This window comes from Reichenbachiella sp. (genome assembly GCF_965233835.1).
GTDB lineage: Bacteria > Bacteroidota > Bacteroidia > Cytophagales > Cyclobacteriaceae > Reichenbachiella.
Map to the genome: position 1 here is coordinate 2,189,391 of NZ_OZ247585.1, position 19,574 is coordinate 2,208,964.

Genomic DNA, 19,574 nt, shown 5'->3' on the forward strand with positions numbered 1-19,574 from the left:
TAATGACAAGATTAATATCGGCAGTTTTCTTTTTTGGAATTTTACTTTCTTGGGGCAATTGGGAGTTAAAGGCTCAACAACGTGAGTTGAACTGTACTCAAAAATTGAACCAGGCCGAAGACATGTTTGATGCGGGTAGCTTGAGTGGAATACCCGAGTTATTGAATGGAAAGAGAGTAAAGTGTTTTAATAAGGGAGGATTTTCAAAGGAAGAAAAAATTAGGGCATACAGACTTTTAGCTTTGGTACACCTTTTCAATGATAACGGACCTGAGGCCGAAGATGCGGTGATTAATTTATTGACTGCAGATCCAGAACATCCGCTTAGTCCGGACGACCCTATTGAACTAAAGTATTTGTTTGACAAGTATCGTTCAGAGCCTATCTTTAGAATAGGAGCCAAAATCGGAGTGAATCAAACGTTCATTCGTTCCATTGGAGAATTTGGATCCTATTCAAATCAAGATGAGGTATCCAAAGAGTTCAAAGCAGGAATAGGTTTTCAGGCAGAGTTAACATTTGAATATACTATTATTGATAACCTTGAAGTGCTGGGTGGATTTGCCTGGGCCCAAACAAAGTATGATATTGGGTACAACAGTATAACTTCTCTATCAGACATATATCCTGAGTCAACTAATTTTGTAGTGTCCTTAACTGAGACTCAAAGTCAAATTAAAGTTCCGTTGATGGTTAGATATGGCTACCCATTTGGAAACCTCATTCCTTATGCCACTTTGGGACTCTCTATTGATTATTTGTTGAATAGCTCAATAGCTGGTAGCAGAGCGGGTACAGCAACAAGACAATTAACAAGTCTCTCTTTATTAGACAACCAAATGCGTAAGGACTGGAATTGGTCCTACTTTGCTGGGGTAGGGGTAAAGCTTAAGAGTAAAACCAATTTTCTTTTGCTAGAAGTGAGATACAATATGGCAGGTGCTAATACGGTTAGAACTAGGTATAGATATAATAACGAGAAGTTGTTGTTTGATATGGCGCATGTGGATGATGATAAAATACTCAATAATTTGAGTGTTTCGTTTGGTTACATTATGTCTATATATAAACCTAAAAAATACTCCAATAAGAAGTTAGAAAAGAAATTTGGTAAGAAGAAAAATAAAACTGATGAATAGAAGATTGCATTTACCTCTTCTTTGTGTTTTATCCATTGCGTGCCTGTTTGGCTGCATGAGCGAAGACTCTAATAGTCTGGATCAATCTGAAATTTTCATTAAATATTATGGTTCGGAATCAGAAGAAAAGGCCATTGATTTGTTAGAGTTGAGCGATGGGTTTTTATTGTTAGGATCCAGAACTGATGTAGACAATTCTGACTATTATTTAGTTAGAACTGACACAGCTGGCAATAGGTTATGGGAAGGTGTTATTAACAATGATGATACAACTGGTACTATCGATATTCCATCAAAGATGTACTTAGATGAGACTAACCAAAAAGTGTTTATTGTAGGAACCTCATCATTTGATCGGGATGATGATAATCTTGACAAGATTCTCGTTGACCATCTTTTTCTAGTGGATGTAGATATAAGCAGCACGGGGTTTACAGTCTCTAATTCGCTTGTCTATCGATATTTTGATTCTCGTAGTTCATCTGACCTGAACTATGTGCCTCAATACAAAGAGACAAGCGGAGCGGATGTCCTACTTTCGGGCGATGATCTTATCGTATTAGGCTCCGTAGTTGCAGGATCTAATGATCCTGCAGATGCTGATAACAGCATTTTGTTAATGAAAATTTCAAGAGATTTTGCAACTACTGATTGGGAAAGAATTAAAGGTTTCTCAGAGGATGATTTTGGTAAGAGTCTTTTAGAGGCAGATGGAAGATATTTTTATATGGCTTCCATTACTTCATCTGGGAGTATCGGAGTAGGCTTAGTGGATGTAATGGTTGAGGAGTTTAATATTGTTAGCGGAAATGAAGACAACAAGGTGGAGTATGGAACCACTGATAATGATGAGGCAACGAATATTGTATATACCAACCCCGGTATTGCAATTGTTGGTACTACAGGGTCAGGAAGCAGCCAGTTTGCATTTTTGATTAGAACTACGAGAGGACTGGGAGTTGCAGATATAGAACCATTGACTTACCCGAGATCTACCTCCGAGAACTGGAATACCGTAGGTTCAGACGTGGTTCAGACGTCTAGTGGCGACTATTTCGTGGTTGGAAACGTAAATTCTTTTAGTGATGCCGATGCGGACCCTAGAGAAGATGAAATTCTTTTGATTCGTACAAATGGAGTAGGTGAGGTTTATGAAGAAGAGGTTCAAGAGTACGGAAGTGTTCAAAGCGATGCTGGTAATGCGATTATTCGTCGTGCAGATGGGACCATGGTTATAGCCGCTACTGTCCATTTTGGAGGCAGTGCTACTATGATGTCTTTAATGAAAACTAATAAAAACGGCGAATTTCTTAAAAACTAAAATATAACTATTCTAATAATCTGTTTTATTATTTGAGTGGTACTAGGTAATTATTTATATTAAAAATTGAATTAGGGTATAATGGGTAGGAATTATTTCATTAATGCTATTGCAAATTGGGAAAGTGCAATAAAGAGAAAGTGTTATTTGAATAGTTCAAACCGTTGTAGAAATGATTACACCCGTAATTTACTGATTGGAAATTGGACTTTTGTAATGTTAACACCACAAGCTATGTTTAAGAATTTACCTTCACGTGGACTGCGTACGCTATTCTTATGTCTTATACTTTTTGTCTTCGGGTCCTCAAAGTTGTTGGGGCAGGCACCTGTAATTAACGATTTAGACAATAATGACGATTTTACCTTTACGGAAGGTAATTTGGCTACGGTCATCGACGGGCCAACGACTGCAACTATTACAGACCCAGACAACCCAACGGATATCAATGGGACGACGCTGACTGTATCCATAAGCAACAACCGAGTAGATGCGGAAGACGAACTATCGATTGTTGATCAAGGCACGGGAGCTGGTCAGCTGGATTTGACAACGAATGCAGGATCTATTACGATCGATGCGACTATAGTGGCAAGTTACACAGGAGGAACGGGCACTAATGACTTGGTCATTACATTTAATGCCAACGCCACTTTGGCTACAGCTACATCTGTTGTACAGAACATCACTTATTTTAATAACAACACATCTGATCCAACTGCGACCAATCGAACAGTGAGCTTTGTTTACAATGATGGAGGCAACGATAGCAACCAAGCGGATGTGGTTGTGACTGTAGCAGGAACGAATGATACACCTGCCATAGCTGATTTAGACAATAATGACGATTTTACCTTTACGGAAGGTAATTTGGCTACGGTCATCGACGGGCCAACGACTGCAACTATTACAGACCCAGACAACCCAACGGATATCAATGGGACGACGCTGACTGTATCCATAAGCAACAACCGAGTAGATGCGGAAGACGAACTATCGATTGTTGATCAAGGCACGGGAGCTGGTCAGCTGGATTTGACAACGAATGCAGGATCTATTACGATCGATGCGACTATAGTGGCAAGTTACACAGGAGGAACGGGCACTAATGACTTGGTCATTACATTTAATGCCAATGCGACCTTGGCTACAGCTACATCTGTTGTACAGAACATCACTTATTTTAATAACAACACATCTGATCCAACTGAGACGAATCGAACAGTAAGCTTTGTTTACAATGATGGAACCATAGACAGTAATCAAGCGGATGTGGTTGTGACTGTAGCAGGAACGAATGATACACCTGCCATAGCTGACTTAGACAATAATGATGATTTTACGTTTACGGAAGGCAATTTGGCTACGGTCATCGACGGGCCAACGACTGCAACTATTACAGACCCAGACAACCCAACGGATATCAATGGGACGACGCTGACTGTATCCATAAGCAACAACCGAGTAGATGCGGAAGACGAACTATCGATTGTTGATCAAGGCACGGGAGCTGGTCAGCTGGATTTGACAACGAATGCAGGATCTATTACGATCGATGCGACTATAGTGGCAAGTTACACAGGAGGAACGGGCACTAATGACTTGGTCATTACATTTAATGCCAATGCGACCTTGGCTACAGCTACATCTGTTGTACAGAACATCACTTATTTTAATAACAACACATCTGATCCAACTGAGACGAATCGAACAGTAAGCTTTGTTTACAATGATGGAACCATAGACAGTAATCAAGCGGATGTGGTTGTGACTGTAGCAGGAACGAATGATACACCTGCCATAGCTGACTTAGACAATAATGATGATTTTACGTTTACGGAAGGCAATTTGGCTACTGTAATAGACGGGCCAACGACTGCAACTATTACAGACCCAGACAACCCAACGGATATCAATGGGACGACGCTGACTGTATCCATAAGCAACAACCGAGTAGATGCGGAAGACGAACTATCGATTGTTGATCAAGGCACGGGAGCTGGTCAGCTGGATTTGACAACGAATGCAGGATCTATTACGATCGATGCGACCATAGTGGCAAGTTACACAGGAGGAACGGGCACTAATGACTTGGTCATTACATTTAATGCCAACGCTACCTTGGCTACAGCTACATCTGTAATTCAGAACATCACTTATTATAATAATTTAACAGACCCTACAGAATCAAATAGAACGGTAAGTTTTGTTTACAATGATGGTACCATAGATAGCAATCAGGCAGATGTTGTAATAACTGTAATAAGATTTAATGCTGTTCCTGCCATCTCGGATTTAGATGTTAATGATAATTTTACATTTAACGAAGACGATCCTATTACTGTTATTGATCGATCAACACCAGCTTCTATTTCAGATGCAGACAATCCAACAGATATCAATGGTACTACGCTGACGGTATCCATAAGCAACAACCGTGTAGATGCGGAAGACGAACTATCGATTGTTGATCAAGGCACGGGAGCTGGTCAGCTGGATTTGACAACGAATGCAGGATCTATTACGATCGATGCGACCATAGTGGCAAGTTACACAGGAGGAACGGGCACTAATGATTTGGTCATCTCATTTAATGCCAATGCCACCTTGGCTACAGCTACATCTGTGGTTCAGAACATTACCTATTTCAATAATAATACAACAACACCTACTCAGAGTATCAGGACAGTGAGCTTTGTGTATAATGATGGTACAACAAACAGTAATCAGACAGATGTAGATATTACAGTAGTACAAGATGTAACACCTCCAACGCTTTCTTCCTCATTACCTATAGATGAAAGTAATAATCAACTCTGGAATGGAAACATCGAGTTGACATTTGATGACAACATGCAGGCTGGTGTTGGAAATGTTATGATTACAGGCGATGTGAGTTATTTAGAAATAATCACCGTTCCGGATGCAAGAGTGACATATCTCAATAATGTGGTAACCATTAATCCAACAGCCACTTTTGTAAAAGGAGAAAATTATGAAGTCACCATCGCCTCGGGTGCTTTGCAAGATGATGGTGGTAATGACTATGCAGGCATGGCGGCAGGGGTGTTGAATTTCACTCCTGTAGACATTGTAATTAATGAAGTAGTAACGGCTCCACAAACTGACTGGAGTACAGCTGGATTTATGCTTCCAGGCTCTGGTTCTGGAGGGTCTAACGATGAATATGTAGAGTTATACATAAACTCAGATAACGTTGATCTAACCAATTGGACTATTGATTTAATAGATGGTACAGATGTAGTAGGTGCAGATATTGATGCCGGAGGAGGAACTCCGGCCTTCGCAGTGAATGTGTTTAGCGCGGGATCAATTTCTAGCACTGTAGCTGATAGTTATTTGGTGCTAGGGAATGAAGCCATTAGTCCAATCAATAACACAGGTCTCACCATCAATCTTTATGATGCTGATGGAACGCTCGTAGATGTTTTTGTTAATGGTGGTGGTGGCGGTCAAGCGCCAGCAGGTACTTCTGCTAGTACGGGTGATGAGGCTGTTTTCAGAATTCCAAATGGAGTAGATACAGACGATAGTGCAGCAGATTTCGTGCAAGGGGCAGGAACCCCGGGGGCAGCTAATAATCAACCACCTACGGTGACTATTGCTCGACTAACACCAGCGGCTGCTTCCACAGATGCAACTTCAGTGGTGTTTAGGGTTACTTTCAACGAAGATGTTGAACATGGTGCAGATGGGTCGACGCTTGATGCTTCAGATTTCGCTAAAAACGGTACAACAACTGGTGGATCCGTGTCTGGTGTACTAGAGCAAACTACTGATCGAATATTTGATGTAACAATAAGTGGATACACGGGTGTTGGTACTGTCAATTTAGACTTTAATGGATCTCACGATATTGTAGATGTTGATGCTAAAAACAAGTTCTTTGAAGCGCTTGACATTACTAGCGAGGATGAGTACACTGTTGTGGCACCCGATAGTGATTCTGATTTTAGTGATGGAATGAACGAGGCTGTCGGCTTTGATTATACTCTTTATCAGGATGCTTCTGGTTTGGATGTGACGTTTGATACTGATCCGAGCCAGGATGCGGTCAGGGTTTGGTCTTTTAATATAAATGATCAAGGAGCACCAGGGGATAACTTACCAACCATCATTGAAACAATCACATTGGATGTTACTTCAAGTGCAGCTGCACTAGGTGAAATTAGAGCTTTGGCTATATTTCAAGGAAGCACGAATATTGGAGAGATCACTACAATTAACTCTTCCAACGTAATAGATATATCTGATCAAACTATCTTAAACGGTGCTAGTACGAGTTATGATGTGTGGGTGTCTTTTAACTCAACTGTTACAGATCAAAACCAATTTACGTTCCAAATAACAGGTGTAAGTCAACCATCAAGTAATACATCCACTATAGGATCTTTTGCTGGGCCAAGTGCGTCAGGTGGTTCCGAAAATACAATTGATGTTGTAGCCGACAGAATGATTTTGGTCGATTTTGCAGGCAGTAATGATGCACAATCTCCGAGCGGAGATAATGTGGATATTGCAGTTTCAATCAATAACCCGTTTGCCGCATCTGTTGAAGCTCAAGATGCGAATGGAAACTTGGATGTGGATTATGATATTTCTCAAGGGGCATCTTATACGGTATCGTTGACCGCACTAACACCAGGAAACTTTACCGGTGCCGCCAATAAGGATTGGACAGCTGGTGTGGCCTCTTGGACCATCCCTGATAACTTGGTTTACAACTCCTCTTTAACAAATGAAACCATGACCTTCACGGATAATCAGGGGTTGACAGCAATATCTACAGTGGCTTTCAATGTGAGTGCAGCTTCTTCTGATATCATTGAAAATACTGGATTTGACTACACTGAAGATATTGATTATACTCAGTATGATGCTACAGACATTGATTTGAGTTCTGCTGGCGATGAGTTACGAGTAGCCGAGTTTATCATCCGAGATGGAGGTGCTGGACTGGATGGAGATGGAAAGGCCACAAGAATATATGGTATTGAATTTGATATTACCAATTACGAAAACCTAAATCAATTGGCGCTGTACTTTGATGATGGTGGAGATTACGAAAGAATGGAATTGGATGTGGCAAGCAACATCGTGGGCAACACTCTTTCAATGATCTGGGGATATAATACTGGAACAGAACTAGAAGCACCGTCTGGTTTAACTAAAACTTTCTATCTCTATGCTACCTTCAAACAGGGAGCAGGCGATATAACCGATAATGAAGCCATTTCTTTTGAGGTGGTTGGAGTAGATGTGAGCCCAAGCAGATCGCAATTTGCAGACCCGGCAGCAGCAGGAGGAGCCATCACTACTTTGCCGGATCCAGGTGATAATCAAATGGAGGTAGTCGGTGACAGACTTATATTTAGTGCTAATGATCCTGTATCTGGAACTTTTGAAAGGGAAACTGGGGATTTTGATTTCACCATTCAGGCACAGGATGCCCTAGGAAATGTAGATCAAGATGAGACGTCTGAATTGCTCATCACTAGTACAGGAGGCGCAACCTTTGAAATTGATGCAGCTATAGGAACCACTTTTAATTTAGCTGCCGGAGAGGCCAGCCCAACTATATATGGGCTAACAGAAGAAAACGCTACAATAATCACCGTTGCAGACAATGATGGAACTACAGGTAGCCAGGGAACGGCCACTACTTTATCTATATCGGCGACAGCAAGCAATGTAAACATTCATGACAACACAGCTCCGATGGTGGTTGGTCCAGGAGCAGGAGGAAATAACCCAGAAGGAGTTGGGCCATTCCCTACCTCAAATATTCTTACCATTCAGTTCAACGAACAAGTGGTTGGGGTGACTGGAAAAACAATTACTGCCTATAGTACTGATAGCCCCTTTCATGCCATTTCTATTGATGCTGATGATCCGGGTGTGTCTTGTGATGCTAATGGTTTAGTGACTATTACACTTCCTTCCAGCACGAAAGGAGGAAGAACATATACCGTTAGTGTACCGGATGGAACATTTGATGATTCGCCGTTTAATGATCCAGGAGTAAATGGAGGTCCGTTTACATATACCTCTGATTTCCCTGGTACAGAGTGGCAATTTGTTACTGATGGAGACAATGTACCACCTACGGTTACCATCACAAGAAATCCAATAACCAAAGGTAGTCTAACTGCAACAAGCGATACCAACGTTTCCTTTGACATAGCATTTAATGAGGAGATGGACCCTGCTACATTTGGTGAAGTGGATATTTTGGTAACTACTTCAAGTGATTTGGCCATAGGTGGTTCCCAAACAGATCAAACTGCGGACTTATTTGCAGCCAACGATATAATTTTGACTCCTGATGGAGATAATATCAATTGGACTTTAACTATTACTTCAATTAACGCTCCAACCGAACTCAGTACACTAAACATTACTATTCAAGCAAGTGTGGACGATGAATCGGGTAACACATTAGCAGCACCTGTAGTGTCGAGTGATTTTACCTTTGATCATACCGCACCGGTACCTGTGGTAACTCCATTGAAAACTGCATTAAGTGCACCAGCATTAGCCGGTACTATTGATGATATAAATGCCACCCTGAGCTTAACCGTAGATGGTGGCAATTACAACCCTACGAACGTTGGAGATAACACCTGGACATTGGCTGCCAGCCAACCGGGAATGAACTTGAGTGAAGGTACCTTCAATGTAATTGTATCAGCGACTGACTTAGCAGGTAATGTTGGTGTAGACGTGGCAACAGGTGAATTACAAGTTGATTTAACACCACCAACGATCGTGGCCGCTTACTTATTTGACCATGATAATAGTGGAGATATTGATGAAGTCACTATTGAGTTTAGTGAAGAAGTTGATGACGCTTCCCTAGAAGCAGCTGATTGGGCTGTTGGAGGCAATACGCCGGATGGAATTATTGGAGTTGGATCAATTGATGCTTTCAATACTGAAGATCCTGATATGGCCAACGATGAATTTATCACATTGGATTTAACTACTAGTGCGATTGGAACTGAATTACAAGATGTGGTTTATGTTAAAACATCAAATGCACCTTTAGACCTTACAGATATTGCTGGTAATGAATTGGCAGATGATTCTGACATAGCAGAGTATGATTTGGCTGATCCGGTGATTTTAACGGCATGGCAGTACGATACAGACGGAGATGGCCATATAGACGAAATTGTGGTTGAGCTTAATGAGGAGGTGGACGAATCTTCCGCATCGATTGCACACTTCGCGCTAAGCAATAACTTCAAGGGAGATGCTTCTGTATTGAATGGAGTATTGCTCAGCAATGTAGCTGCTAACTCAAGAGATGCCAATGACTCGGATCAATATGTAACACTTGATGTTTCTGTGGTAGGTACAGCACCTGTGACTGTGGATTACACAGCAGGTACATTGACTGATGCCTCTGGTAACAATGCTGTTACGACTACGATTACTTCTGATGATGAAGCTAACCCTGTTTTTCTTTCTGCTACTTATTACGACGTAGAATTAGTCAATGGAAATATAGATGAAGTACTGGTTGAAATGAGTGAACCAATGGCGGATATAGTAGCTGGGCAGGAAGGAGACTTTTCTATTGCAGGTGCTACGCTAGGTTTTGTAACTGGGGCAGGTATTCATAACCCTGATGATCCAGATGTTGTTTTTGATGAGTTTTTCACTTTCGATGTTTCAGGGGCTGGAGCAAATGGAACGGCGACTTTGGTACTTAGTTATGATCCATCAGCTTCTGCAGATCCTGATTTGGCTGATAATGATGCATTACCAATAGTTTTAGATCCAAGCGTAACTGCACTAGATGCGGCTGCTCCAATTGTAACCAATGTAACAGCTTCTACTGCTGATGGTGCCTATCGTCAAGGAGATTTAATAGAAACTCAAGTAACTTTTAGTGAGAATGTGGTGGTCACTTCTGGACAACCAGCCTTAACATTGGAGACAGGGACGACAGATAGAGACGCTTTATATTCTTCAGGAACTGGAACCTCGACATTAACGTTGGCTTATTCTGTTCAATCCGGTGATGTCAGTGCTGATTTGGATTATGTTGCCACAAATTCTCTTGCGGGTAATATCGAGGATGGCTCAACAAACACCGCAGACTTAACACTTGTAGCTCCTGCTGCATCAGGTTCTTTAGGCTTTAATAAAGAGATTGAAATTGATAATGTTGCACCGACCCTAAACCCTACTACGAGCTTTGCACTCAACGGAGCTACCCTTACCAATGCAAGCACAGTATCTTTTGATATTACCTTTGATACAGATGTTGATAATGGAACCATATCATTTGAAGACTTTACTGTAATTACAACAGGAGATGTCACCTTTGATGATTTGGAGGCAGCTGACCTTTCAAATACGGGAAATGTCTATACCTTGAACGTGACTAACCTTAACCTTGATGGAACTGTTAAGATTAGAGTGGGAACTGATTATCAAGACTTGGCCGGTAATTTTGCCGCTTCACCAGTAACTTCAACGAATGCTTTTACAATAGATAATTCGGCTCCTGAGATTGATTTTACATATGGAGGGTCGGATCCAACCAATTCAAGCACCTTCGCACTAACAATAAATTTTGATGAAGGAATTAATGGCCTGGAAGACGGAGATTTTTCTGTTTCTAACGGATCAGCTGCCTTAGTAGGAACACCTCCATTATCTGGCTCAGGTCCGTTTACCTTGAACGTAACGCCATCAGGAACGCAATCTGGTACTTATACAGTTTCATTGAATAATGGAACGGTTACCGATGACGCTGGTAATAATAATGTTTTCAATGCTGGATTGGATTTTACGGTAACCTATGATAATACCGCGCCATCAATTACTGCTTCCACAGTTGTGGAAGGGCGAGATGTGGCATTGACCTCTCAGTTAAATGAGACAGGAACAATTTATTGGGGTGTTTATACAGAAGGAGCCACTCCAACTGCAGGAGATGTGGCAGCAGGTACTGGTGCTATTTCATCAGGAAGTGTGACACACAGTTTGGTGGCTAATGATATTGTTACAGATATATTACTTACAGCCGATAATACAGATTATGATTTATTCTTAGTTTCAGAGGACGACTTAAGTCCTGCAAATCAAGAGGCCGCGGCTACTAAAATTGATGTAAGGTCTGGAGGAGCTTTGATCACGGCACCTACACTGACGGACATATGTTTGGAAGGAAGTGACCTCTTGTTGGATCCTATTGTTATTGCTGAAGACATTCTAACTGATTTTAGAAGTTCTGGGAGTGCTAGAACAATTAAGCTCGAACTGCCTACAGGTTTTGAATTTGACACTGGTGCAGGAAGTGTTGCTCATTTAGGAGGTGGTGATATCACGGCATCGTCGCTATCGTATCCTTCTTCAATTGCCGTACTGATCACCTACTCTGTACCTACCCAGAATGTTGGTGTTGATCAACTCACAATCTCTGGATTAAGGGTAATGGCTGTAGGTTCAAGTGCGTATGCCACCGTTACTATTGATAGAACAGGAGGGTCAGCTGATATATATGGTGCTAGTGAGGCAGATAATAGAGTTTTTGGTACTTTGACCAGTGAATTACCGTATAACGCACCTGTAGTTGAAACTAGTGCTCCAGGAAGTCCATCAAATCCTTATATTCTCGAGAATGGAACAAATCTGGCTGCTGGAAACACCAATGGTGATTACGTTGCCTCTTACGTTTCTACAGGATTAACGGCAGCTACCTCGCCTCTAACTATTGCTGATGATAACACCTTTGATGTAACGATATATAGTGATGAAACTTTGATGACTACTGTTTATTCTGGAACTGGAGCTATGAGTTATTCTCCTACTTTGGACAACGGTGGAGCCAATGATTTTGGCATCACAGCTGCAAGCATAGGTATAACTAATTTCTGGATAACAGTTACAGATGGGTTAGGATGTGAAAGTGCAGCTACAAAATATTCGATTGCAGTAGTTAATGCAGCGAACAGCGAAGGGGAAACTACCTTTACTGTAGATAACTCTACCGGTACCACTTTAGCGATTTCTCTTCCTGGTGGATACACGGGGGCATATTCAGGCAATGGATTGACTGATTTTAATAATTCTGATAATAGTGGAACCTATATATCAGGTAATGCATATACTACTCGATTTGTACCAAGTGCAGCTGGAACGGTTGGTAGCCCACACACTATAAATTATACACTTACTGCAAGCGATGGTGTTCAAGCCACATACACTACCATTTTTGTAGTTAATGATACGCAGACTGTATTGCAAGCAGGTCAGACTAAGACTTTCTGTAATCTAAATATTGCAAATGGATTACTGATCGAAAATCCTGATCCTTCGAACGATGCCAATGTTCCTGATTTCCATGAAATCCAAGTATGGAGAGTGGAAGGGGGGATGAATGAAGAAATTACAGCAGATGTAGTTTCGGGTCCTACTCCTGATACTGACATGAATGCTGCTACATCCCTAGCAGGTTGGACCTTCAACCCTCAGGGTGGCAGTCTTTTTGGAGATGTAGATGGTGATACTTTGACATTCAGAATGATTGTGCAGAATAATACAACTGGTTTGTATACTACTTATGCAACGGAGCAGGTGATTATATATGCTCAACCGGTTATCAATACATTTGATAATGGTGATGCAGATGGAACATTTGATCGATTCTTCTGTGAGAATGAGGCTACATTTGACATTACTGGTTCTGTCACATCAGATTTGGGAACCGCAAGTGGAACTATAACTACAGGTTATACTCTAACATACTTTGGTGCGAACAACTCTTATGACGGAGGAACCGGAGATGATATAATTTATGATTTTACTGCTTCTGGAGAGTTGCTCAACGAATTCAATCCAAATGATCCTACGGATCCCGATCGAGTGACCAATAATCCGACCACTCAAACTGGGTCTTACAGAATTGAATATACTACACCAACTCTTCCATCTGTGGCTACCGGTTGCGAGGCTACCATTACTACAGATATAGCTGTACTAGATGTTCCAGATGCTCCCACTTTAGCGAATAACTATACCGGTCAGGGGGGATTTGTGGCTCCTGATTATATTGTAGAATATACGGAAGGAACGAATGTAGTTCCGGATCCATTAGTGGTTACGGGGGCAAATAACAATTCTGAAAGATTCAACTGGTATAATGATGCTGCCTTATTGAGTTCGCTATCTCTAAATACAACCTCTTTAGATTTGGATGGCACCAATGCTATTGCCAATACCAACGGAGCATTGATTAAGAATATCTATTTTACCACTGATCATTATTATGACTCATTAAGTCTTGCTGAAACATTTGAAGGTTGTGCTTCTGCTGCGAGATTACTTTCAGTGCAAGTGCATGAAATTCCAGATGAAATTACGGTTGATATTTCAGATCCTTCGGCTTTCGAATACGCCGCTGGTAACGAATATATTTTTGAATATTGCGTGACTGGTGCAGGGGTTCAAGTTGATGGAATGAGCGAAGATATTATTATTGACCTGATTGATAATCTGGACACGGATGAGCCTGCGGAATCCTATTATACTATTTATGATAATACTTCGCCTACGCCAGTAGCCATGTATACCACTACGGGTTCAACCATCGATGCTCAGTCAGATTTAATTGGACTCGGAGGGACATTCACTGGTTGGAACATGGAAGGTGGACAAACCATAACTTTTTATGTTTCTCAGACAAACCATAACAATAACTTTCCTACCCCAATAGGGGCAGAGTATAATGGCGCAGAAGGGAGTCTTCAAAAGATAACGGTTGAAGTAAATGTTATTCCGACAGCACCAGATGATTCGGATTTCACTGGAGGCGATGCGCAGTATTCTCTATGCTCAGGGGATAATCTTGATAATATAGTACTTACCAATGATTCTAATCCAAGGTTCGAATGGTATCCTGAGGATCTTGGTAGTCCAGGGAGTCCAGATTTGGGAGCTCAACTCACCATTGCAGCATTTAATGGTCGATTTGCCACACAAGCAGAATTGACCAATGATGGGATGGATGCGTCAGACTTTTCAAATGTGAACGGTAGTACTAACAATACGGCACTCGTGTACCATTATTATGTCAGACAGTATACTGATTACAATGATTTCACCTCGTATGAGGGATGTGAAAGTGCCTTTACAGAAATAACTATTACAGTTTATCCAGATCCGCCTACACCAATTTTTGACGTTGCGGGTGATCCAACGAGTTTACAAATTGATGTGTGTGAAGGTGATTTGGATAACATAATGTTTACTATGAAAACGACAGCTTTTGCTGATGGGTCGACAGTATATAATTGGTATCCTTCGAATGATGGTAGTTCATTGGCTAGTGCGACACCGAGGTTTACGGGTGCAACGGCTTCTGGCGTGGACTTGGCAATTACAACTGCTACCCAAGGGGGCTCTCCTCTGTATTTTTTGATTTCTCAAGAAAATAATAGTGGAGCATGTGAAACGGAATTGGCTAGTATGTCTCTTCTGACAATCAATGTATTGGACATCCCAGCCGCACCAGGTATTACAGATTCTGATGTGTATTATTGTGAGGCAGGAGGTGCCGTTATGACAAATCAGACTGTCACTGGTGAGGGTGGAGCTGTTTTTACATGGTATACGGATGATAATAAGGATTTATTGGGTGAAACTGTTATTCATGTAGGAGCCACCGCAACGGAAGCTAATTTAGAAATGGACATAGCCACTCCTGGCGATTCTGTTTTTTATGTCTCTCAAAATCAATTGACTGGGGTAAGTGGTACAGGATTAGATGGAGTGAGCGCGTTTGCAGGATGTACTAGTTCTCAGTCTATCGTCAATGTGCACAAATTGCCTCAGTATTCTGCTCCGGTAGTTGCAGATGCTAGTATTTGTGATCAGGATGCAATTCCGACCTTTGCTGCCACTGGAACTGAGTCGGGCGCCTTGATTAGTTGGTTCGATAATACTCCAACATTGAGATTTGAGGATGACGCAACGTTCTCTACTCTGTTTACGCCAGATGGAAGTGATGATGATGGTGTTAATACACCCTTGAGTGTGCAAGGTGGAATTGACGCTTTTGATGGTACACACATTATGAGAGTCACACAAACCACTGATTTAGAAATAGAACCTGGCTTTGCGGGATGTACTAGTCCTGAGTCTACATTCGAATTAGAGATAAGAACATTACCTACCATTCCGACTATTATCGGTAGCGCCGGTAACGGAGTGAATGATCATGACTACTGTTCTACTCAGGATGCAGTGACCACTCTGGATGTGCAAAGCCCTAATAATACATTGAAATATAGATGGTATACATCATCAACTTTAGCCAGTGGAGTTGAGATTCTTGTAGCAGATGATGAAAGTATCAACCCGGCCTTACATTCTAGCTATCCTGCTAGTGTAATTGAGAGCACAAATACCCTAATAGAATTTTTCGTACAATCTGATACTTTGGGCTGCTTGAGCAGTACGCGAGGTGGTGATGGTGTGGGTTATACCACGGTAGCTTTTGATTTTAACCCGCTTCCGGTTATTAATATTTGGAACGGAGGAACTGTTGGAACACCAATAGGAGTGCCTTCTTCTTTATCGGATCAAGAATTTTGTTATAGTGAAGATTCAAATGACGATCAAATTTTCTATGCAGATGTTACAGCTGATGGAGCTTTCCAGTCTGCGGTTTGGTCTATTAATTCAACAGGGGATTTATACGACGATGACCCAACAGATGTAACACTTAATTTGAGTGACTCTTATAGTAGTGGGACTATTGGTCGAGGAGAAGTAGACAACGGCTTGGATGAATCTTTTGATATAAGTTATACTTATACAGATGACAATAACTGCGTCAATATCTCAGTGGAAACCATGACAATAAATCCTCTTCCGTATATGACCATTGTCAATGATGCGGGGCTTACATTTGATGCGGTACCACTAACTGATGGAACACCTGTGAGAATGTGTGAGGCAGATCATAATCTTGCTGACTATATCGCAGGAGTCGAAGAGGATATAGTTAGGCTAGATGGTGAGTTTGGTAGTAATTTCATTGGAGGTTCTGGTTTATTCTCGATAGACACAGAGAGTAATACTAATGTTCCTTTGGTTACTTCAGCCAATAGTGCAACCTTTTCCTTATCTGCATTGGGTGATACCATAGAAGTGGTATCCTATCGTACTTTCGATTTGATGTTTAGTGGATCTGATCCTAAAGGATGTTCGAACAGTGTTATGCAACCATTTGAAGTTCAGGCACTACCAGAGGTGACTTTTGAAAAACTTTCTGGAGGGTGTGAAAACCCTGCGGTTGAATTTGTACCAGAAACTATATTTGATGCTACAGGAGGTACTGATGGACGAGACTTACCTTATGTCATTGCTAATGATGATTTGATACTCACTTGGGAATACTATAGAACAAATGCTGATGGAACGTTAAACGAGGCGGAGCCATATCCGCCTACTGGAATTGATCCGTACAACCCGTTTGGTACTAACGGTACGATGACGCACGATGCAACCTGGGATGGTATTACTGGTGGTTTATACAGTGTGGCAGCAGACGGAGATGGAGACGTACGTGATTTCGGTCGGACAGGTATTTCGGAGACTTTTTTGATTGCTGATACGGATGCAGAAGGGGAGACTTTTGCAGCAAGGTTGAGAGTTTACACAGATGATGCCATGCAATGTCTGAATAATTTTCAGGATCCTAACAACGTTTTTGCGACTAAATCTGTGGATATTGAAATTTCTCCTAATCCAGCATTTAGATGGGAAGATGTAGCACTTGGGGAGTCTACCAAATTTTATATGCGAGAGACCCGCTTGGAATCAGAGAAAATTGAAGATATCTATTTGTTCTGGGATAGATATGTGACATTTGATGAATTAGTAAATGATTTGGTTACGGCCAATGATACTATTAGTCAGACGGCAGCTTATACAGTTCCTATACCAACGGTAGATCTACCTGGCGAGGCGAATGATGTGTTTGAATATACCATCGACCCTACTAGTAGTGACCCGAACTTGAACCCATTCTCAGAGGCTCGTGAGTACATTGTAACCATTGCCTTTAGAACAAGTAATGATTGTTATACTGCCTTAGCCAAGCCTGTCAACATTGTACCTAGTATTGATGTGGTTGGAGATTATGGTGGAACGTATCATCAGACCTTTGGACCTGAGGGGGATGGAGTTGAATCGTTTGATCTAATAACTAGTGGGTGGTTCCCTGAAAATTTAAGGGATGATGCCTTGCTTATTGCTGATAGTACAGAGAGCATTAGACCTTATAGCTGGACTCATGGTGATCTGAATAATGGTTCAGCCAATAACTTGATTACAAGTGACCTCTATCCGCAATTTGAAGGGTCGGATGGTTATGCTTGGCATACTGCGGCACTGGATGCAACTGGAGCTACTGATACTTATAACTATCAAGTTAGTGAAGACTCTTGGATTTACAGTCCATCGTTTGATATCAGTGGTATGTCAAGGCCAATGGTGAAAGCAACAATGATTCATAATTTCGGTGCAGGTAATGAAGGTGCGGTGTTGCAGCATTCTACCGATGGGGGTGTCACATGGACACCATTAGGAAGCTACGAAACGGATACGGATATAAGTACTGGTTTAGATTGGTTTGATTTTGATAACGTACAAGCAGATCCAGGTCAGCAAACATCGAAATTTGGTTCGTTGACAGCTGTAGGATGGGCCGGAGGTGTTGATAGTGGCAAAACTGTTGAATGGTTGAGCGCAAGACATAGTCTAGATGAGATAAGAGTTTATCTTGAAACGGAGTTAGGACTCACTGACGCAGAAATTGAGGAGCGTTTGACAAATGTGAGATTTAGGTTTGCCATTGCAGCTACAAACCTTGATGACAACGACAATTACTTTGGGTTTGCGCTTGATGATTTCACCATTCAGGAAAGAACGAAAAATGTTATGATTGAGCAATTTGTGAGTGCATCGGACGATGAGGGAGGCGAAGAAGTAAATGATGCAACAGTGGCATTGAAGTCTGCTATAGATGATATCATACCTCCAGCTTCTGAGACCAATAGAGATGAAGTAATTTTAGCTTATCATTCTGATTTCGGTTTTGATGACCCTTTTAACTTGGTGAATCCTACAGGACCAAGCGCGAGATCAATATACTACAATGTGGATCAAGTGACATCTATTTTGGATGGGCAGCTTGGAGGAAATAGTTCTTCGGCAAAATCTGGTGACCTAACTTGGTCAGAAACAGACTTGAGTTTGAGCTCGTTGAAAGACCCTGGATTTGAAATTATTATTACGCCAGATCCTACGGCTGGTTCTCATGAAGTGAAAGGTTCAGTAGAGTTTGTGGCCAATCAGGACTATGCCATAGGTACAGAATTGCGTGCCTATGTGGTAATCTTGGAAGATACTGTGGTGCAAACTGTTGGTGGAATTGATGGATTTGGGCACGTGATGCGGAAGTTGCTGCCTTCTGGTTCGGGAGAGTATGTCAAACTGACCGAAGAACTAACAGCTGGTGAATCACTACCATTTGGAGATAATACTGAAATGTCAGTAGCTTGGAATCTAGCTAATATTGCAGATGATTCTAACTTGACGGCTATTGTGTTTATTCAGAATAGTACTACAAGAGAAATCTATCAATCTGTTAAGGTTCAGAAAAACACTAGTGTGGTAGCCACGAAGGCAGGCGGGACAATTACTGACGTTGCTGATCTCACAGAGGTTAAAGATTTCAATATGTATCCAAACCCAACAGATCACGAAGTGTTTATCATCTTTGATCAGGTGATTCAAGAGGATATGCAATGGAGAATTTTTGATCAAACGGGACGCGTATTTGGTCAAGGAGAAATTCATGCTGGCAAGGAAGGATTCAGCCTTCAAACAGATAGGTTCCCAAGTGGATTGTATTACATGTCCATCCAAGGTGAGAAGAAGGAGTTTGACTTCAAGAAATTGATGATCACCCATTGATAGGGGATCAAAGCAGAAACAAAAAAATAGCTCGAGGCACATGCCCCGAGCTATTTTTTTTTTTTTTTTCTAAAATTTGTAACGCTTATTTA

General features: G+C 41.4%; 3 protein-coding genes. All 3 read left to right on the plus strand.

The window, feature by feature from the left end; genetic code table 11:
* Positions 1 to 2 precede the first annotated feature (2 nt).
* The gene (locus ACO6S2_RS09410; protein ID WP_422362247.1) at positions 3 to 1,139 is read left to right on the plus strand and encodes a porin family protein; all 1,137 of its coding nucleotides are present in this window, start codon (positions 3 to 5) and stop codon (positions 1,137 to 1,139) included.
* The gene (locus ACO6S2_RS09415) at positions 1,132 to 2,460 is read left to right on the plus strand and encodes a hypothetical protein (RefSeq protein ID WP_422362248.1); all 1,329 of its coding nucleotides are present in this window, start codon (positions 1,132 to 1,134) and stop codon (positions 2,458 to 2,460) included. The genes ACO6S2_RS09410 and ACO6S2_RS09415 overlap by 8 nt, the downstream gene beginning before the upstream one ends.
* 234 nt (positions 2,461 to 2,694) lie before the next feature.
* Complete coding sequence (locus ACO6S2_RS09420; protein ID WP_422362249.1) at positions 2,695 to 19,482, plus strand: Ig-like domain-containing protein; 16,788 nt, start codon at positions 2,695 to 2,697, stop codon at positions 19,480 to 19,482.
* Positions 19,483 to 19,574 lie beyond the last annotated feature (92 nt).